Annotated in this window: 19 protein-coding genes; 10 read left to right on the top strand and 9 right to left on the bottom strand. The window is 71.9% G+C overall.

Going from position 1 to position 18,458, the window contains the following annotated elements; genetic code table 11:
• The first annotated feature begins 218 nt into the window (after positions 1–218).
• From OHO83_RS28740 to OHO83_RS28760, 5 genes are all read left to right on the top strand, one after another.
• Complete coding sequence (locus tag OHO83_RS28740) at positions 219–509, top strand: acyl carrier protein (protein ID WP_266670680.1); 291 nt, start codon at positions 219–221, stop codon at positions 507–509.
• Positions 502–1,740, top strand: coding sequence for a beta-ketoacyl-[acyl-carrier-protein] synthase family protein (locus OHO83_RS28745; protein WP_329435146.1), 1,239 nt, complete (start codon positions 502–504; stop codon positions 1,738–1,740). Before OHO83_RS28740 ends, OHO83_RS28745 begins: the two co-directional genes overlap by 8 nt.
• Positions 1,737–2,846: a beta-ketoacyl synthase N-terminal-like domain-containing protein gene (locus tag OHO83_RS28750; protein ID WP_266670678.1), complete on the top strand. Its 1,110-nt coding sequence runs from the start codon at positions 1,737–1,739 to the stop codon at positions 2,844–2,846. Before OHO83_RS28745 ends, OHO83_RS28750 begins: the two co-directional genes overlap by 4 nt.
• A gap of 87 nt (positions 2,847–2,933) precedes the next feature.
• Complete coding sequence (locus OHO83_RS28755; protein ID WP_330279929.1) at positions 2,934–3,359, top strand: FAS1-like dehydratase domain-containing protein; 426 nt, start codon at positions 2,934–2,936, stop codon at positions 3,357–3,359.
• Complete coding sequence (locus OHO83_RS28760; protein WP_329435149.1) at positions 3,356–3,772, top strand: MaoC/PaaZ C-terminal domain-containing protein; 417 nt, start codon at positions 3,356–3,358, stop codon at positions 3,770–3,772. Before OHO83_RS28755 ends, OHO83_RS28760 begins: the two co-directional genes overlap by 4 nt.
• Here OHO83_RS28760 and OHO83_RS28765 read toward each other — a convergent pair.
• The 5 genes from OHO83_RS28765 to OHO83_RS28785 all read right to left on the bottom strand — a co-directional run bounded on the left by OHO83_RS28765 (position 3,675) and on the right by OHO83_RS28785 (position 8,053).
• Positions 3,675–5,081, bottom strand: coding sequence for an MFS transporter (locus tag OHO83_RS28765; RefSeq protein ID WP_329435151.1), 1,407 nt, complete (start codon positions 5,079–5,081; stop codon positions 3,675–3,677). The genes OHO83_RS28760 and OHO83_RS28765 overlap by 98 nt on opposite strands.
• 89 nt (positions 5,082–5,170) lie before the next feature.
• Positions 5,171–5,614, bottom strand: coding sequence for an ester cyclase (locus OHO83_RS28770; protein ID WP_266670674.1), 444 nt, complete (start codon positions 5,612–5,614; stop codon positions 5,171–5,173).
• A 51-nt stretch (positions 5,615–5,665) separates the two neighbouring features.
• On the bottom strand, positions 5,666–6,370 hold the full coding sequence (gene fabG, locus OHO83_RS28775; RefSeq protein WP_266670673.1) for a 3-oxoacyl-ACP reductase FabG: 705 nt from the start codon (positions 6,368–6,370) through the stop codon (positions 5,666–5,668).
• Between the two features lie 4 nt (positions 6,371–6,374).
• On the bottom strand, positions 6,375–7,064 hold the full coding sequence (locus OHO83_RS28780) for an HAD family hydrolase (RefSeq protein ID WP_266670672.1): 690 nt from the start codon (positions 7,062–7,064) through the stop codon (positions 6,375–6,377).
• Positions 7,061–8,053, bottom strand: coding sequence for an AfsA-related hotdog domain-containing protein (locus OHO83_RS28785; protein WP_329435152.1), 993 nt, complete (start codon positions 8,051–8,053; stop codon positions 7,061–7,063). The genes OHO83_RS28780 and OHO83_RS28785 overlap by 4 nt, the downstream gene beginning before the upstream one ends.
• Positions 8,054–8,278: 225 nt before the next feature.
• Between OHO83_RS28785 and OHO83_RS28790 the strand changes: the two genes are divergently transcribed.
• A complete protein-coding gene (locus OHO83_RS28790; protein ID WP_266670670.1) occupies positions 8,279–8,923 on the top strand; it encodes a MerR family transcriptional regulator in 645 nt (214 codons plus the stop codon).
• Positions 8,924–8,934: 11 nt separating this feature from the next.
• Here the strand turns inward: OHO83_RS28790 and OHO83_RS28795 are convergent, their stop codons facing one another.
• Entirely contained in the window at positions 8,935–9,582 is a 648-nt protein-coding gene (locus tag OHO83_RS28795; RefSeq protein WP_266670669.1) for a class I SAM-dependent methyltransferase, read from the bottom strand.
• Positions 9,583–9,746: 164 nt separating this feature from the next.
• Here OHO83_RS28795 and OHO83_RS28800 point away from each other — a divergent pair, with 164 nt between their 5' ends.
• From OHO83_RS28800 to OHO83_RS28815, 4 genes are all read left to right on the top strand, one after another.
• The gene (locus OHO83_RS28800) at positions 9,747–10,379 is read left to right on the top strand and encodes a DedA family protein (RefSeq protein ID WP_227294738.1); all 633 of its coding nucleotides are present in this window, start codon (positions 9,747–9,749) and stop codon (positions 10,377–10,379) included.
• A gap of 155 nt (positions 10,380–10,534) precedes the next feature.
• Complete coding sequence (locus OHO83_RS28805; protein ID WP_330279930.1) at positions 10,535–12,730, top strand: MMPL family transporter; 2,196 nt, start codon at positions 10,535–10,537, stop codon at positions 12,728–12,730.
• Positions 12,727–13,746: a hypothetical protein gene (locus OHO83_RS28810; protein ID WP_330279931.1), complete on the top strand. Its 1,020-nt coding sequence runs from the start codon at positions 12,727–12,729 to the stop codon at positions 13,744–13,746. Before OHO83_RS28805 ends, OHO83_RS28810 begins: the two co-directional genes overlap by 4 nt.
• Before the next feature lie 583 nt (positions 13,747–14,329).
• A complete protein-coding gene (locus tag OHO83_RS28815; RefSeq protein ID WP_266670663.1) occupies positions 14,330–15,529 on the top strand; it encodes a lactonase family protein in 1,200 nt (399 codons plus the stop codon).
• Between the two features lie 154 nt (positions 15,530–15,683).
• Here the strand turns inward: OHO83_RS28815 and OHO83_RS28820 are convergent, their stop codons facing one another.
• The 3 genes from OHO83_RS28820 to OHO83_RS28830 all read right to left on the bottom strand — a co-directional run bounded on the left by OHO83_RS28820 (position 15,684) and on the right by OHO83_RS28830 (position 18,255).
• A complete protein-coding gene (locus OHO83_RS28820; RefSeq protein WP_266670661.1) occupies positions 15,684–16,328 on the bottom strand; it encodes a 4'-phosphopantetheinyl transferase family protein in 645 nt (214 codons plus the stop codon).
• Positions 16,329–16,567: 239 nt separating this feature from the next.
• Complete coding sequence (locus tag OHO83_RS28825; RefSeq protein WP_266670659.1) at positions 16,568–17,392, bottom strand: AfsR/SARP family transcriptional regulator; 825 nt, start codon at positions 17,390–17,392, stop codon at positions 16,568–16,570.
• Between the two features lie 29 nt (positions 17,393–17,421).
• On the bottom strand, positions 17,422–18,255 hold the full coding sequence (locus OHO83_RS28830) for a UbiA family prenyltransferase (protein WP_329435161.1): 834 nt from the start codon (positions 18,253–18,255) through the stop codon (positions 17,422–17,424).
• Between the last annotated feature and the right edge of the window lie 203 nt (positions 18,256–18,458).

The following is an 18,458-nucleotide window of genomic DNA, read 5'->3' on the forward strand; positions in this document are numbered from 1 at the left end:
CTCCCGGAATTACGGCTACGGCGATGATTCCAGAGGGATTTGGAACCGTCGTAGAGGGCAGATAAAAGGTCTCCGAATACTCGCGCGGGGCGGGGGAGAAGCCTTTGCTGTCACTTTCGGGGAATGCGCTGTCTCTTTCGTTGGGCGCCCCTTGTCCGGCCCGCTCCGGCCCGCTTACGTTCCCTTCGTCAAGGCAGCAGGCGATGAGAGGAACACACATGACTCAGCAGACCGTGGCGTCGGCGGCCGGCTACCACGAGCAGGTGAGCCGGATCGTCATCGAGGAACTCGAACTGGAAGAGGGAGAGCTGACGGACAGCGGTCATTTCATCGACGACTACGACAGCGACTCGCTCTCCCTCATCACCGTGGTCTCCCGAATAGAGAAGGAATTGGGAGTTGCCATTCCGAAGGACACCCTCGGTGATCTGGTGAATGTGCGCCTCCTCGTCGACGCCGTTGTGCAGCACGCCGCGGACCAGCAGGCGGGGGAGAGCGCGAATGGCTGACACCGCCGGTGCGGCGCGCCCCTCGCGCCGCGTCGTCATCACCGGACTCGGCGCGGTGTCGCCCGTCGGCATCGGCGCCGACGTCTTCGCCGCGGCCGTCCGGGCGGGCGTCGACGGCACCGCCCCCATCGAGTCCTTCGACGCGAGCGCCTTCCCGCGCCGCAAGGCCGGCGAAGTCCTCGACTTCGAGCCCGCCGACCACCTCAAGCGGCTCGACCCGCCGCGCTGGGGTCGCAGCGGCCTGCTCGCGGCGGCCGCCGCCCGGCTCGCCGTCGCCGACGCGGGCATCGACGAGGAGCAGCTCGACACGGCCCGCGCGGGCGCCGTCATGGGCACCACCAGCGGCGAGTCCGCGGTCGTCCAGGCCCTCGCCGAGCAGTGGATCGAGGGCGGTCTCGCCTCGATCGACGGCGAACTCGCGGGCCAGACACCGGCGTCCAGGATCGCCAACGCGGTCAGCGCCGAGCTGCGCCTCACCGGCGAGACGCAGACCATCCCGACGGCCTGCTCCGCCTCCAACTACGCGCTCGGCTACGCCTACGACCTGGTGCGCAGCGGCGAGGCCGAGGTGATGCTCGCGGGCGGCGCCGACGCCGTCAACCGCCTCACCCACGCCGGGTTCTACGCGCTCGGCGCGATGGCCGAGGACGTGCCGCGGCCCTTCGCCGCCGACCGCTCCGGCATCGTCACCGGCGAGGGCGGCGCCGTCCTCGTCCTGGAGACGTACGAGCACGCCGTGGCGCGCGGCGCCCGGATGTACGCGGAGATCCTCGGCTACGCGGCCAACTGCGACGCCGCCCACATGGTGCACCCCGACGCGACCAGCATCGCCGCGGGCATCAGGGCCGCGCACGAGGCGGCCGGCGTCGAGCCCGAGCAGATCGACTACATCTGCGCGCACGGCACCGGCACACCGACGAACGACTCCACCGAGGTGGCCGCCGCCCGCGAGGTGTTCGGCGACCGCATCCCGCCGATCAGCTCCATCAAGTCGATGCTCGGCCACACCATGGGCGCCGCGTCCGGCTTCGGCGCGATCGCCTGCTGCAAGGCGTTCGAGCAGGACTTCCTGCCGCCCACGGCCAACGTCACCGAGCCCGACCCGGCGCTCGGCGAGGGCGTGGACTGCGTGCCCGGCGTCGGCCGCGAGGCCCGCCTGGACATCGTGCAGAACCACGGGTTCGCCTTCGGCGGGAACAACGTCATCACCATCCTGGGGAGGGTCTCGTGACGACCGCGACTGCGACCGCGGGCACCACCGCCGTCGCGACCGCCGCACCGCTCTACGTCACCGGCGCCGGGGTCGTCTCCGCGGCCGGGTACGGACTCGCCCCGCTCGGTGAACTCCTGCTCGGTCAGGGTGAGCCGGAAAGGAGCCCGGTCGGCGCGGACGCCGACGCGTACCCGCCGCGCCCCGTCCGCGCCGTCCACGGCTTCGACGTCAAGACGCACCTGGGCCGCAAGGGCACCAAGTACCTCGACCGGCTCACCTCCTTCGGCCTGGTGGCCTGCAAAGAGGTGCTCGAAGGGGCGGAGGTGAGCGGCGGCCGTACCGGCGTGGTGCTCGCCACCAACACCGGCTCCGTGTCGACACACAGCTCCCTCCTGTACGACACGCTGACCCTGGAGAAGCCGTACCTGGTGAACCCGGGCCAGTTCCCGAACACCGTCATGAACAGCACCTCCGGGCAGATCGCCATCCGCAACGGCCTGCGCGGCCTGAACGCGACCGTCGCCGGCGGTCAGACCGCCTCGCTGCTCGCGTTCCGGCACGCACGCCTCGCGCTCGGCCTCGGCCGCGCCGAACGGCTCCTCGTCGGCGGCGTGGAGGAACTGAGCGCCCCGGCGGCCTGGGCGTGGCACCGCACCGGGGTGCTCCGCGACGACGCGGCGCTCGGTGAGGGCGCGGCCGTCTTCACCGTTCAGCAGGACCCTGCGGAGGGGGCCCTGGCCGAACTCCTCGCGTGCGAGGTGCGGTTCACGCCGGACCCGCGGCAGTACGCCGAAGGTCTCGCGAACGTCGTCTCGCGGGCCCTCGACCGCAGCGGGGTCCGCCCCGAGGAGGTGACGGCCGTCTCCCTCGGCGCCGCCCACCACCGCGGCCTGGAGCGGATCGAGGAGCGCGGCGTGCGGGCCGCGCTGGGGGGCGAACTGCCGCGTGCCGTACGGGTCGCCGATGTGCTCGGCGAGACGTACAGCGCCAGTGGCGCGCTGCAGCTCGCCGCCCTCCTCGCCCTGTGGCAGGCCGAGCCGCCGGCCTCACCGGTGACGGCGCTCGTCACCTCCGTGGGCCGGGACGGCAACGCCGCGGCCCTGGTGGTGCGCAGCCCCCGCTGAGACCTGCCCCGATGACGGCAGCGGCGCCCGCGAGTCTCCCCGCGGGCGCCGCTGCCTTTTCCGCCGACTGCCCCTGAAGGAGCCCGTATGCCCGCCGCCACCTTCGACCCGGCCTGCGCAGGCCGCACCTACCCGCCCACCGAGCCGTACGAAGTGGGCCGCGAGAAGATCAGGGAGTTCGCCGCCGTCCTCGGGGCGCCGGCCGGTGACGGCGCCGTCGCGCCGCCCACCTTCCCCATCGTGCTGTCCCTGCACGTCATGAAGCAGATCCTCGACGACCCGGACCTCGGCTTCGACTTCGCGCGGGCCGTCCACCGCGACCAGCGCTTCGAGTCGGTCCGCCCGGTGCGCGCCGGGGACCGGCTCACCGTCACCGTCGAGATCGTCACCGCCGGGACGGTCGACGGGAACGACGTCGTCACCCTGCGCGGACACCTGCGCGAGGCGGACGGCGGCGCGCCCGTGTGCACGACGACCTCGACCCTCGTCTCCCGTATGGAGAAAGCCGTATGAGCCAGGTACCGCGGCCCGGCGACCGGCTGCCCACCCGCACCTTCCGCTACACCCGCGAGCGGCTCGTGGCCTACGCCGCCGCGTCCGGCGACCACAACCCCATCCACTGGTCCGACTCCCGCGCCGCCGCGGTGGGCCTGCCCGGCGTCATCGCGCACGGCATGCTCGGCATGGGCGTCGCCGCGACCGCCGTCACCCGGTGGGCGGGCGAGCGGGCCACCCTCATCGAGTACGGCACCCGCTTCACCCGTCCGGTCCTCGTCCCCGACACCGCCGACGGTGTGGACCTCACCGTCGACGGCACCGTGGGCGACGTCAGGGAAGACGGGACGGTTCGGGTCGATCTGACGGTGCGCTGTGCGGAGCAGAAGGTGCTGGCGCGGACGCGCGCGGTGCTGGCGTACGACCGATAGCGAGCCCCGCGAACGCCCCGGCGAACACCACGGCGGCCCCCGTCAGCACCGCGCTGCGGAGGCCGCCGTGCGTGTACACGGCGGTCAGGACGGCGATGCCGAGGGCGCCGCCGAACTCGCGGATCGTGTTGTTCACGCCGGACGCGAGATTGTGCTCGTGCTCCGCGACCGAGCCGATGACCGTCGCCGGGTTCGCGGCGAAGACGAGACCCATGCCGACGCCCGCGAGAACCATCGCGCCGACCATCTGCCCATACGCCAGACCGGGCTTCGAGATCAGCGCCAGCCACACCAGCGCGACCGCCTGGAGCAGACACCCCGCCGCCTGGAGCGGCCCGCCGCCCACCCGCCCGACCAGCGCGCTGGCCAGCGGAACGATCACCATCGGCGCCGCGGTCCACGGCAGCGTACGCAGACCCGCCTCGAACGGCGAGTAGCCCATCGGCCCCTGCATGAACTGCGCCAGGAAGAAGATCGCGCCGAACACCCCGAAGTACATCGTCAGGGCCAGCGCGTTGCTCAGCATGAACGGGCGCACGCGGTAGAGGTGCAGCGGCGCGAGAGGCGTCGGGGTGCGCCGCTGCCACCAGGTGAAGCCGGCGAACAGCGCGGCGGACACGGCGAGTCCGGCCAGCGGACGCACCGCGGTCCAGCCGCTGTCGGCCGCCTGCACGATGCCCCACACGGCCGCCACCACCGCACCCGTGACGAACGCGATGCCCGGCACGTCGAGACGGCGCGGCGCGCCCTTGGACTCCCGGATCGCCCACAGGGCGAGGGGGAGGGCGACCGCCCCCACCGGCACGTTGATCCAGAAGATCCAGTGCCAGTCGAGGCCCTGTGTGACCAGGCCGCCGGCCATCGGGCCGAGCGCGATGCCCAGGCCGTTGACGCCGCCCCACACGCCGACCGCGAGCGGCCTGCGCTCCGGGGCGACGGCCGCGACGGCCAGCGTCAGCGAGACCGGCAGGACGGCGGCGGCCCCCGCCCCCTGCACGACGCGGGCGGCGACGAGCAGGCCCGCCGAGTCGGAGAGCGCGCACGCCGCGGACGCGACGGTGAAGAGCCCGATGCCCCACACGAAGACGCGCCGCCGGCCGATCCGGTCGCCGAGAGCGGCGCCCGCGAGCAGCAGCCCCGCGAACGCCAGGATGTATCCGTTGACGACCCACTGGAGGCCGGACTGGCGCACCCCCAGGTCCCGGGAGATGACGGTCAGCGCGTTGGTCACGACGAGGTTGTCGACGGCCACCATGAACATGGGCAGCGAGGTCGCGATCAGCGCCCACGCCGCCCCCTTGGCTCGCACGATGTCTTTCCTTCCATACGGCTTGGGGACGCGAGGAGGCCGCCGGCCCTCTGGAGGTCCGGCGGCCTGACCCGCGCGTACGAACGGCGTTACGCCTGCGTGCCCGCCGGCGGCAGCTTCAGCTCGACGGCGCCGATCTGGGCCAGCAGGAACAGGTCCTGGCGGCAGGCCCAGTGCTCGTGCACCAGACCGTCGTCACCGACGCGGTAGATGTGGATGTGCTCGACGTCGACCTTGTTGCCGGTGCCCTCGAAGCCGAGGAAGTCGCCGGTGTGGATGCCGGTGAAGCGCACCCGGATGACGGCCTTGTCGCCGTCGGCGAACGAGTCGATGTGGTCCCAGCTCGCCTCGGAGAACACGGAGTTCATCCAGCGGGCGGTGCCGAGGTAGCCGGAGGGGCCGCCGGGGGTGCCGGGCGGGGCCTCGTAGTCGACGAAGCCGGGGGCGACCAGCTCATGGGCGACCTTCTCGTCGAGGTCGTTGAAGATCTTGCCCATCTGCTGGGCGATCTCCAGAACGGTGGCGTCGGACATGGAGTTCCTTTCCTGTAAAGGGACTTGGGGGGTTCTGCGGTGTGGGGGGAATCAGTGGCCGACGCCGAGGCCGCCCGTGACCGGGAGGATCGCCGCCGTGACGTACGAGGCCTCCTCGCTCGCCAGGAAGCGGACGGCGGCGGCGACCTCGTCCGGGGTGCCGGCCCGGAACAGGGACGTCTGGCCGAGGACGTGCTGACGCCGGGCGTCGGTGACGTCCTTGACCATGTCGGTCTCGATCAGGCCGGGCGAGACGATGTTGACCGTGATGTTGCGGCGGCCCACCTCGCGGGCGAGCGAGCGGCCGAAACCGATCAACCCGGCCTTGGACGCGGCGTAGTTGGTCTGGCCGGGGGCACCCGCCATCGCGCTCATCGAGGACATGAGGACGACCCGGCCCCAGCGGGCCTTGAGCATGTCCGGCACGACCTCCTTGGCGACGGTCACCGCCGACATCAGGTTCGTCTCGATGACCGCGCGGAAGTCGTCGTCCTCCATACCGACGAGCAGCTCGTCGCGGGTGATCCCGGCGTTGGAGACGAGCACCTGGATCGGCCCGTGCTGGATGCGGGCCTCGTCGACCGCGCGCCGGACGGACTCGGGGTCCGTCACGTCGCAGCGCACCCCGAACAGGCCCTCGGGCGGCTCACCGGTGCGGTACGTGACGGCGACCTTGTCGCCCTGTCCGGCCAGGGCGCGGGCGGTGGCGAGGCCGATGCCCCGGTTCCCGCCGGTGACGAGCACGGAACGGCTCACGGAGTCAGCTCCTAGGGGTGGGGGACAGGGCCGCCGGCAGGAGGGCGTCGAGCCGCTCCGCCGCCTCGGCCGTGCCGGTGAAGTGGATCGCCTGCCATCCGGCCGCCTCCGCACCCGCGCAGTTGTGCGCAAGGTCGTCGACGAGCACACAGTTCTCGGCCGGTACCCCGGCCCGCTCGGCGGCGAGGGCGAACATGCCGGGCGACGGCTTGCGCCGGCCGACCTCGAAGGACAGCAGGACGTCGTCGAAGAGCTCCGCCGGATCGACCATGCGGCGCCAGTGCGCGTCCCAGGTCGGCACCATGTTGGAGAGCATCCCGACGAACGCGCCGCGCTCGCGCGCCGTGCGCAGCGCCGCCACCCACGCGTGGTTGGTCTCCCGCCCGTCGAACCAGGCGTCGGCCAGCGTCGTCAGGCGCACGCCGGTCACACCGTGGTCGGCTGCTAGCACCTCGGAGACCTGCGCGAGCCACTCCTCCTCGGAGACGAGAGGGGTGTCGATCGGCTCCATGATGTCGCTCGTGCCGTAGCGGGCGGTCACCTTGCCGAGCGCCTGCTGGAGGGCCTGCGGGTCGATGCCCTGCGAGGTGCAGAACGTGCCCATCGTGTGGGCGATCGGCGGGGTGAGGACCCCGCCGAAGTCGGTCCAGACGGCGAGGCGCCGGGGCGCCCGCGCGTCCTGCGTGCTGCTCACAGCTCACTCCCGGGTGCGACGGTGACGGTGACGTGCGCGATCTCGGCGTCGCCCTGGAGGAAGCGCACGGGGGTCTGCGTCCGGCCGCCGTCCGCGCGCGTCCGCGGCGCCTCGGCGTGCACCGGCTCGTCGAGCTCCGCGAACCGTGAGAAGCGCGCCTCGAACCCGACGGCGTACGTCGTCCGCGGCTCGCCCGTGGACAGCAGGGCCAGCTGCCGCGCCGCCTCGACGAGCGTCATCGCGGGCAGGTGGTCGTAGACGTGGTCGAACAGCGCGCGGTTGTCGAAGCGCGGGGTGACCTCGGCCGAGACCGCGGCGGGGGACGTCTCGGGGCGGGACAGGACGACGTTCAGCGGGTTGCCGCGGCCCACCCGGGCGGGCTCGGCCTGCCAGGTGTCGTCCGCCGCGGCCCCGTGGTCGCAGAAGTCCGAGGTGAGCGGGGCGGGTGTGCCGCGCTGGGCGTGCCGCAGGACCTCGTTCTCGTGCTGGTTGAGGAACAGCACGTCCATCTCGTGCTCGCCGACCTCGGTGTCGTCGACGAAGTAGCGCTGGGCGACCTTGCCCTTGCGGTAGCGGCCGCGCCGCGTCGGCTGCCCGATGTACTCGGTGTCGATGCGCAGCCGGCCGGGCTCCGGGCCGACGACCAGTTCCTTGAGCCCGTACAGGTCGAGCCGGAACGTGTCGACGATCATCGTGGTGCCCTTGGACAGCCCGATGTGCGCGTGCGACCCCGCGATGGCCGCCTGCCGGCCCGACTCCAGGAGCAACAGCGCGTCGTAGACCGCCGGCCGCTGCACATGGTCGCTGTAGTAGCCGTGGGTGAGCGGGAGTTGGACCGCGGAGCGGACCTTCTTGGCGGCCAGCGCTCTGATGTCCGTGACGAAGACCTCGGAGACCGCGGCCCGGTGGACCAGGGAGCGGTCGACGGTGCGCCCGTAACTGAGTTCGGCGGGCGCCGAAGGAATCTCCGGAGCCACGTGTGTGGTCATACCTGTTTCCTTTGGCTGGGGTCCCTCGAAGACTTCTCGCGCGGACATCTCGTGAAGGCATCCGGTGAGGTTTCCGTCTGAGCGGAGGGGTTCGCTGCGGAATGAGCGTCGCAGGGGCGCATGGAAGCGCGATGGTGCGGGAATTCAACGGTGATAAAAGCGTCTTCGCATTCACGTGCACCGGGTGGGGAGCACGCCGCGGGGAAAGCGCAGTATCCTCGTGGAATGCGTATCGGAGAGCTGGCGCGGCGTACCGGAGTTCCGGTCCCCACCATCAAGTACTACTCGCGCGAGGGCCTGTTGCCCCCGGGTGAGCGCACCAGCCCGAACCAGGTCGCGTACGACGATTCCCATGTCCGCAGGCTCAAGCTGATCCGGGCGATGCTGGAGGTCGGCGGCCTGTCCATCGCGGCCGCACGCGATGTCCTGTCCGAGGTCGACTCCCCGACCCGCACGGTCCACGGCATGCTCGGCGTCGCCCAGTCCGCGGTGACCAGGGCCGCCGTCGAGCGGGGCACCGACGAGGACCGGGAGCGGGCCGAGGGCGAGGTCCGTGAGCTCGTGCTCCGGCACGGCTGGGCGGCCAAGCCGGAGAACCCCGGCTGGCAGGCGCTCGTCCAGATCGTGCTGACCTACCGCGACCTCGACCGGGGCGACCTGCTCACCCTGCTCGACAAGTACGCCGCCGCGGCGGGGGAGTTGGCGGTCGCCGAGCTCGGGGCGCTCGCCGATGTGCCCAGCGCCGACGGCAAGGTCGAGGGCGTCGTCCTCGGCACGGTCCTCGGCGACGCGGCCATGGCGGCCCTGCGCCGGATCGCCCAGGAGGACGCCTCCGGCCGGATCCGCAGCGGGCACAGGCACAGCGCGTAGCCCTCGCCGGCTCACCCGGCGTACGCCGGCAGCGGCGCCACTGGCGCCAGATGGTGCACATGGGCGGGCGGCAGATTCCCGAACACCGTCTCCGTACGGAACCGGTGCCGGTCCAGGGTCCGCCCGACGACGGCCTGCACCGCGAGGGTCCGTTCGCGCGCCCCGCCCGTCGTGAACACCCGGCGCAGCGGGGGCATCCCCGCGTACGCGAAGAACGACAGCGTGCCGCCGGGGCGCAGCGCCGCAAGGAGCCGGCCGAAGATGTCGTCGACGGTGCCCGCGTCGAAGTTGGCGAACGGCAGCCCGCACACGACGGTGTCGTAGCTCCCCAGCTCGTGCTCCTGCACGAGTCCGGTGAGCAGCCGCACCCGCTCGTCGCCGCCGTAGTCGCGGTGCAGGAGCTCGGCGAAGCGGGGGTTCGCCTCGACCAGGTCGAGGGTGTCCAGGGCGCCGAGCGAGGCCCTGATGTGCCGGGTCACGGCACCCGTGCCGGGGCCGACCTCGAGCACCGCGCGGGCGCGGCCGGGACTGGGGATCACGTAGCGGGTCAGGGCCCGCGCCAGCAGGGGACTGCTGGGCGCGATGGCCCCGGTGTCCCGGCGGGTGCGGGCGAACTCTCGGAGGAACAGCGTCACATCGGTCATGGCCACCTGCGTCATTAGTGATAGTGAAACTATCGATAGCGTAGGTTACTGTTGAAGCTCGGGACACGCCCAGCCGCTGCCCACAGCGACGCTAGTGGGCCTCTGACCTGGGAACACGCCTCACCAAAGACCCAGCGAATGCCTCCAAAGAGGCATCGGGCCCAGGGAAAGGGAGACCGATGGACTTCGCCTCACTCATGTCGTGGGTCGACTTCACGTCCGGCCTGTCCACCCGGATGTCGGGCGCCGCCTGCTGGGCGTACGCGATCCTCGCGGTCACCACGCTGCCGCCCCTGCTGCCCAACGCGGTGCTCCTGGTCACCGGCGGGATGCTCGCCGCGCGCGGCGAGATGTCCCTCGTCCTGGTCCTGCTCTCGGTGGCCGGCAGCGCGCTCGCCGGCGACGTCCTCATCCACCGCTTCGGCTGGTTCGCCGGACGCAGGGTGCGCGGCGGCGCCGCGGGGCGCGGGCGCAGGGGCGAGCTGTTCGACTGGGCCGCTGGGCGGGTGCAGCGCGGCGGGATCCCGTTCGTCGTCGGCGTCCGCTTCCTGCCCAGCGGGCGCCTCCTCGGCGGGCTCGCGGCCGGTGCGGCGCGCTACCCGGCCGGCAAGTTCGCGATCGGTGCCGCACTCGCCGAAGTCGTCTGGGCCGCCTACTCGGTGGGCGTGGGCTACTTCGGCGGAGCGGTCAGCGACGACCCCGTGTACTCCGTCGCGATAGGCCTCGGCCTTTCCGTCGCCGTCGGCGCGGTCGCGGCACTCGCCCAGCGCAGGGCGACCGCCACGGCCGCGGATGTCTCGAAGGGGGCATAGCGCGTTCCCCGAAACGCGGATATCGGAAGCGCACCTTTCCTGGAAGCCTCGGAATTCGTGTGCTGCGGACCAGAATTCACCGCAGCCGCCCGCCGCCGACGTCGCATGACATAGACGTTCGCCACACGCCATTTGATTGATTCAGGGAGACAGAAGTGTTTGCCGCTATCGGAAAGTTCACCGCGCGGCGCCGGAAATGGGTCGTCATCGCGGCAGTCGTCTTCACGCTGTTCGCCGGCGTGTGGGGCACCGGGGTCTTCGGCTCGTTCACCGGCGGCGCCGGCTTCGACGACCCGGCCAGCGAGTCCGTCCAGGCCGACAAGGTCCTCGACGGCCCGCTGGGCCGAGAGTCAAACGACCTCATCGTCCTGTACGAGTCGAAGAACGAAAACGCCACGGTCGACACCTTCGGCAGAGCCGTCCGCGCCGCGCTGGACGACGTCCCACGCGCCGGCATCGCCCGCCTGGACTCGTTCTGGCACCCCGGCACCCAGAGCCCGAGCGCGTACGTGTCGAAGAACAACCGACAGACGTACGCGACCGTCCAGTTCACCAGCGACGACGACCAGAAGCAGGTCGAGGCGCTGGAGAAGATCAAGGACGACTTCGCGGCCGACGGCGTCACGGTCCGCTACGGCGGCGTCGCCGCGATGACCGACCAGGTCAACACCCTCACCGGCTCGGACATCGCGCGCGCCGAGATGCTGTCGGTCCCGATCCTCCTGATCCTCCTGGTCCTGATCTTCCGCAGCGCGATCGCGGCGCTCCTGCCGCTGGCCGTCGGCTCGTTCGTGGCCCTGGGCTCCTTCGTCGTGCTCCGCGTCCTGACGATGTTCACGGAGATCTCCAGCACCGTCATCAACGTCATCACGATCCTCGGCCTCGGCCTCGCGATCGACTACGCGCTCTTCCTCGTCAACCGCTTCCGCGAAGAACTCCACGCGGGAGCCGACGTCGACACGGCCGTGGAGCGCGCCACCGCGACGGCGGGCCGCACGGTCGCCTTCTCCGGCATCGCCGTGGCGATCTCCTTCGCGGGACTGGCTTTCTTCCCCTCCCGCTTCCTCTCCTCGATGGGGTACGCGGCGGTCGCCGTGGTCGCGTTCGCGGTGGTCGGCTCCCTCACCCTCCTGCCTGCCCTCCTGCGCTACACCGGGCACAGCATCGACAAGTGGCGTATCCCGCTGGGCGGCAGGAACCGTGCCCCCAAGCCGGAGAAGGAGGGCCGCTGGTACCGCACGGCCCACGCGGTCATGCGCAAGCCGCTGATCTCCTCGCTGGCGATCGTCGCCGTCCTCGTGGGACTCGGAGCCCCGCTCCTGGGCGTCAACTGGGCACGCCCCGGCGAGTGGGTGCTGCCCTCGGACGCCGACGCGAAGGTGGTCAGCAAGACGCTCGCATCGGACTTCGGGACGAACCCCGCACAGATCATGACCTCGGTCGTCCAGGGCGCCACCGGCCCCGTGGACCGCGCCGAAGTGAGCGCCTACGCGGCCAAGTTGGCCGAGGTGGACGGCGTGGCCTCCGCGACCCCGACAGCCTTCGAGGGCAACGACGCGCGCATCACGCTCCGCTACACGCCGGACGCCATGTCCGACGCCGCGCAGAGCATGGTCCACGACCTGCGCGCCACGGCGCCCCCGGCCGGAGCGGACACGCTCCTGACGGGCATGCCCGCGTCGCGGGTCGACATCGTCGGCATGATCGGCGAGCGCCTCCCGTGGATGGCCCTGTTCGTGGCGGTCGTCTCCTTCTTCGTCCTCTTCCTGGCCTTCGGCTCCCTGCTGCTCCCGCTCAAGTCGGTGATCCTCAACCTCCTCTCGCTCCTGGCCGCGTTCGGAGCGATCAAGTGGATCTTCCAGGACGGCCACCTCTCGGGCCTCCTGGGCTTCGAACCGATCGGAGCGGTGGACGCCAACTTCCCGGTCCTGGTCGTGGCCATCGCCTTCGGACTCGCGATGGACTACGAGGTGTTCCTGCTCTCCCGCGTGCGTGAGGAGTGGGAACTGAGCGGCGACCCGGTCGAGTCGGTGGCACTGGGCGTCCAGCGTACAGCCAAGATCATTACGAGTGCGGCACTGCTCCTCGTCGTGGTCGTGGGCGGCTTCATGGCCTCCTCGATCCTCTTCATGAAGATGATCGGGGTCGGCCTGGTCATCGCCGTCCTCGTCGACGCGACGATCGTACGAGGCCTGCTGGTGCCCGCGACGATGGCGCTGCTCGGCAAGTGGGCCTGGTGGGCACCGGCCCCGCTGGCGCGCTGGTGGTCCAAGTACGGCTTCCGCGAGTCCTCGGCCCCGCCGCCCCCGCCCGCGCCCGCCCCGGCGCCGCGCACCGAGGCGCTGCGGTGACGTTGCCCTCCGCAGGGCGGGCGGGTGAGGCGCCCAGCACGGAGGCGCCCACCCCGCCCGCCCCTCGAACCGGGACGGCCGGCAACCCCGGTCCGGCCGTCCCCTCAGACACGCCGCGCCCCGGCCCCGTCACTCCCCCGTCGACGGCAACCCGGGGCGCGGCGTCCCCCCGCACCGATGAACAGGCACCCGATGACCAGAAAGACCCCGCCTCCTCGGACGACCGGGCCGCACTCGCGGAGGACGACCGGGCGGCACTGGCCAGGGACAACCGGGACGACCGGCTCGCGCTCGCCGGAATCATCGCGGCCGGCGTCACCGCGGTACTCGCCGCGCTCTTCGGGGACTGGGGAACCTGGTCCGCGCCTCTGGGCGACGGCCTGCCCGGCTTCCCGCTCGCATGGGGAGTGACGGCGGGACCGCCGGTCGTACTCATAGCCCTGGCAGGCGTGTTCGTGGCCTGGGCGGGCGCGCCCTCCTTCGCGCGTACGTGGGCGCACACCGCTGCCGCACTGGCGGCGGCCACCGGACTCCTGGCCTTGTTACGGCTGCCCGTAGGCCCCGACACCACCTGGGCGGCGCTGGCCGAGGCCTCGCACGCGGGCCTGTTCGGCGTGCTCGCGGGCTGGGCCCCGGCACTGGCGGCGCTGGCCGTCACCCGACGGCGCGCGGCAGGTCGTACGGGACTCACCCCATACGTCTGGGTAACGGCTCTGGCGGCCATGGCCCCTCTGCTTGTCCTGGCCGCCGGAACGGCGTGGAGCAGCCCGGCCCACGCGGCCCTGTGCACGGCGTCGGAGTGCATCAGCCCGCGCGCCGGCCTCCTCTTCACCGGCGAAGTCACACTGCGCCTGGCCCTACCCGCCTGGGCGGCGGCGATCGCCGTGCTGGCGGCGGCCCGCCGGACACCGCGGTTCCGCGAGCTGCGCGCGACCTGGCAGATCCTCCTGGCCCTCGCGGCGGCGGGCCTGGCGATCCTGCTGGCACCCGGGCTGATACTCGGAGCGAAGATCTGACGCGCAGGCCCACCGTCTGGCCCCGCGGACGAGAGGGACCACGGAGCCCACCGGCCGATGAGCCACGTACGAGACAAGGCCGGGCAACGGGGCAGTGGCAGCCCTACCGAACGACGGCGCCGCGTACGAGGCAGGGCCCGGCGACGGGGAGGGCACAGCCGCACCGAACGACGGCCGCACACGAGACAAGGCCCGGCGACGGGAAGGCAGCCCCGCCGAAAGGCCAACCGCGTACGAGACGCGCGGCAGCGAGTCCTACCGGCAGCGAGCCCCACTGGCAGCGAGTCCCATGGGCGCGAGTCTCGCGGGCAGCGAGTCCCACCGGCGGTGAGACACCGACGAGACGGGAGGGGACGTGGGGGCATGTGCGCGCGGAGCCACCAGCACCACGTACAGGCAATCAGCTCGCCGACGTACACCCGTAGAACAGCGAGCACGTACATGCCCCCGCGGCCCCGCACCCGACAACGCAACGGCCGAGGACAGCCGGCACAGCAGACGAGGCCAAGGCCCAAACCCCACCACTCGTCGCCCATGACGCTGCCCCGACCATCCCCCCTCCACGACAACGGAGAGCCGAACCATGAACGCGAACGCGACGCACCACCCAAACCGCCGAAGGCTGCTCGCAGCATCCGCGGCCGGAGTCGTCGCCGCACTGGCGTGGACCGGGGCCACCGCCGTCGCGGGTGACGCCCCGCGCCCCCGAGCCAGGCGTGCGTACATCGGCGGGTTCACGCTCGGCGAGTACGGTCTGCCGGGCCTCCCCGGCATCGGCATCGCCCGGGTCGGAGCGGCCGGACAGCTCGAACTCGCGGGCTGGCAGCGGGACATCGTGAACCCCTCCTACCTCACCCTCGCCCCGAACCACCGCCACCTGTACGCCGTGAGCCAACGCCCCGGCGGCGCCACCGGCTCGCTCCACGCGTACCGCATCGACGGCGACCGACTGCACCCCCAGGGCCTACCGCGCTCCAGCCACGGCGCCGCCCCCGTCCACCTGGCCGTGCACCCCAAGGGCCGCTTCCTGCTCACCGTGAACTACGACTCGGGTCACCTCGCGGTCCTGCCGGTGCACCCCGACGGCTCCCTCGGCGAGGCCGTCCAGGTGCTTCGCCACCACGGCCACGGCCCGCACCCGCAGGAACAGCGCGGCCCTCACCCGCACATGATCGCCTTCGACCCCGCGGGCCGCCGCGTCCTCGTCCCCGACAAGGGCAACGACCACATCTACATCTACGACTTCGACACGCGCACCGGCCGCCTGGAGCTCGCCGACCGGACCCATGTCGGCCGAGGCATCGGCCCACGCCACCTCGTCTTCCATCCCGCCGGCAAGCTGGCCTACGTCACCAACGAACTGGGCCACTCCGTGACCGTCCACGCGTACGACGCGGCCACGGGCCGGCTCACTCCGGTCTCGCACGCCTCCGTGGCCCCGCCCGGCATCAACCCGCGTAACGCCCCCTCCGCCGTCCACCTCACGCGAGACGGCGACACCCTGGTGACGGCTGACCGGGGCCTCGACACGGTCGAGTCGTTCCGCGTGGAGAACGCGGGCCGCACCCTCACGCTGCTCGCGTCGCAGCCGGTCACGGCGAAGGCTCCGGGGACCCGCTGGCCCAGGGACGTGGCACTCGACGCGTCGGACCGGTTCGTCTACACGGCGAACCAGGCGGGCCAGTCGGTCAGCGCGTTCCGCCTGGACCCGGCCACGGGCCGCCTCGCCCCGACGGCACCGCCGCTCCAAGTGGCGAGCCCCAGCTGCGTACTGCTGGCGTAGAACGCACCGCGACACGACACGACACGACACCAGACGAGACGAGACGAGACGAGCCGACAGGACACACACGACACGACACAACACAACACGAGCGAGGGGCGACCCCCAGATCCACAGATCCGAGAACCGCCCCTCACGCACACGCGCGCCCCACCTAGGGCCGCCAAGGCACCACAGTCACCCCGACGTCGGCCCGCCCGCTGGCCACAGAGGCCGCATAGCCGTCAGGCGAGCGCACGCTGCGCACGAACCACTCGTGACCAGAGCCCGGCACACGCGCCGCCCGCCAGGTGCCGAAGACGTGCCCGGTGTAGCGAGGCGGCGTCCGGCTCAGGCCTGTACCCGCGGCCTTCACCAGCGCCTCGGCGCGCGTCCACTGCTCGAAGCCGTGGGTGTTGCGGCCGCCCTGGACGCAGGGGATCCGGTTCCAGTCCATGTCGGCCCTGACCCGCTCGATGTCGACGCCGACGGGTACCTCGGCCGAGTCACCGACGGCGATGAGCGCGTACGCCGCCGAGTGCGACAGGCTCGCCGACAGGGTGGTCCCGTCGGGCGCGAACGGCACGGGCTTGCCGTGCCCGTCGTCACCGCAGCGCGCACAGAACCGGCGGAATCCCACGTCGGCCGGGTCGACCCCGAGGGCATGGCCGAGCACGGTCCGGTAGACGTGATGGACGGCCAGATACCGCATCCGGTCACCGCCTCGCCGGAACCGGGCGAAGCGCTCACGCTCGGCCGGGTCGAGAACGCCGTAGGCCTCTTCATGGGGAACGGCGGAGGCAGCCGAGGCGACGGACACAGTCCAGAGCCGAATGCCCCCGCCCACCGAACCGCTCGCCGAATGGCCCACCGAGCCGCTCGCCGAACGACGCACCGAACCACTTACAGAACCGCCCACCGAACCACTTACAGAACCGCCTACCGAGCCACTCACAGAACCGCCTACCGAGCCACTCACAGAACCGCCCACCGAGCCACTCACAGAACCGCCCACCGAACCACGGGCCGGCCCACCCCCCGTACGGACAAAGATGCTGCTCACGCCGCAGACCCACCCGCCAGGATGTGATGCTGGAGCTGACGCAGGTCCTCGGAGGGCTCCAGTCCCAGCTCCTCGGCGAGCACGGCCCGTACGTCGTGGAAGGCGCGCAGCGCGTCCCCCCGGCGCCCGCACCGGTGCAGCGCGTCGATGAGGCGCGCGTGCAGCCACTCGTTGAGCGGGTCGACGGCGACCAGACGGCGCAGCTCGGGCACGAGCTCGCGGTGGCGGCCGAGCCCCATGGCCGCCTCGATGCGCAACTCCTGGGCACGTACGCGCAGTTCCTCGATGCGGGCGGCGTGCCCGGCGAGTACGCGGCCGTGGCCGACATCGGACAGCGTCCGCCCACGCCACAGCCCGAGCGCGGTGTCCAGGCGCTCCAGGGCCTTCTCGCGGCGCCCGGCGCGCAGCTCGGCGCGCCCCTGCCCGTACAGGCGGGTGAAGTTTTCCAGGTCGAGGCGGCCCGGCGCGGTGCGGAGCGAATACCCGGTGGCCTCGGTGGAGATGACGTCGCGGACGGCGCCGGCGCCGAGCTCGCGCTCCAGCTCCTGGCGCAGGTGATAGATGTGCGTGCGCACGGTGCTGACGGCGGTGGGCGGCGGAGCCCCGTCCCAGAGCTCCTCGACGAGCGTGTCCACCTCGACGATGTCGTGGGCGCGCACGGCGAGGAGCGCGAGCAGCTTGCGCACCTTGGGCCCGCGTGGCCGGTGCGTCACGCCGCCGCCGACGGCCTCCAGTGGGCCGAGGATGCGGAAGCCGACGCTCCCGTCGGGTTCTGAGGCCGTGACGCCGGGTATTCGGAAGCGGGCCTGGGTGTCGCGCATCGTGGGTCCCCCGTTTCTGTCGGAACTGCTCATGCGATGGGCTGGGCGAAGGTGACGAGATGCGCCGCGTACTGGGTGACCATGAAGATCCGGTACGGCAGCCGGCGCCGGGCCCGCGAGTCGTCGGGGCGGGCGGTCAGCGCGGCGGCGCTCAGCGCGAGCGCCCCGCACAGGACCACACCGGCGGGCGCGAGCAGCCCGTACGAGGCAGTGGCCACGGCGCACACGAGGAGCGCGGCGCCGATCCCCACGGCGCTCAGCGACACGATCAGCGCGGTGACGGCGCGGCCCCAGACCACGGTCCAGTTGCGGCGGCCGTGCTTGGCGTCGCCCTCGGCGTCGGAGAAGTCCTTGGCCACCGCGCCGACCATGCCCATCCACAGACACATGGCGGCCGAGAAGGCGAGCAGCGCGGGGGACAGGGGCGCGGCGCCGCTCAGGGCGCCCGCGGTGTAGGCGAGGGCGCCGCTGGCCACGACGACGGCGATGGTGCCGGGGGTGCGGCTCTTGAGGGCGAGGCCGGGCGCGGAGTACGCGTATCCGAGCAGCAGCATGCCGGCGGTGACCAGGAACATCAGCGGGCCGAGCACGGCGCCGCCGGTGAGGGCGAGGGCGGCGAGCACCCGGGCGGTGTTGCGGGCGAAGCGGACGGGCAGGGCGCCGCGTGCGATGGGCCGCACGGAGCCGTTGGCCCGGTCCTCGTGGATATCCGTGACACCGTTGTAGAGATAGGTGAATGCGACGGAACAGAACCAGACGGCCGCGCCGAGAACGAGTGACGGCCGAATTGCCAGGTGGGACACGTAAGAAGCGGTTCCGGCCGTACCGGCCACCAGGAAGCGCAGCAGAAAGATGACCTGCACGGCATACCTGGATTCCTGTGCGCACAGGGCCAGGAGGTGGAACTTCCCCAGGGTACCGGCCGATTTTCCGGATCGCGGAGTCGAGGTGGGTATCAGGGTTTTCGCAGGCGTCGCTATCGACATACCTGTGAACCTAATCCGAGTGGGGGAGAGGTGACAGACTCTCCATGGGCCACGGGGATACTCCCTAAGATGTATCCCCG

It is taken from the genome of Streptomyces sp. NBC_00569, assembly GCF_036345255.1.
GTDB lineage: Bacteria > Actinomycetota > Actinomycetes > Streptomycetales > Streptomycetaceae > Streptomyces.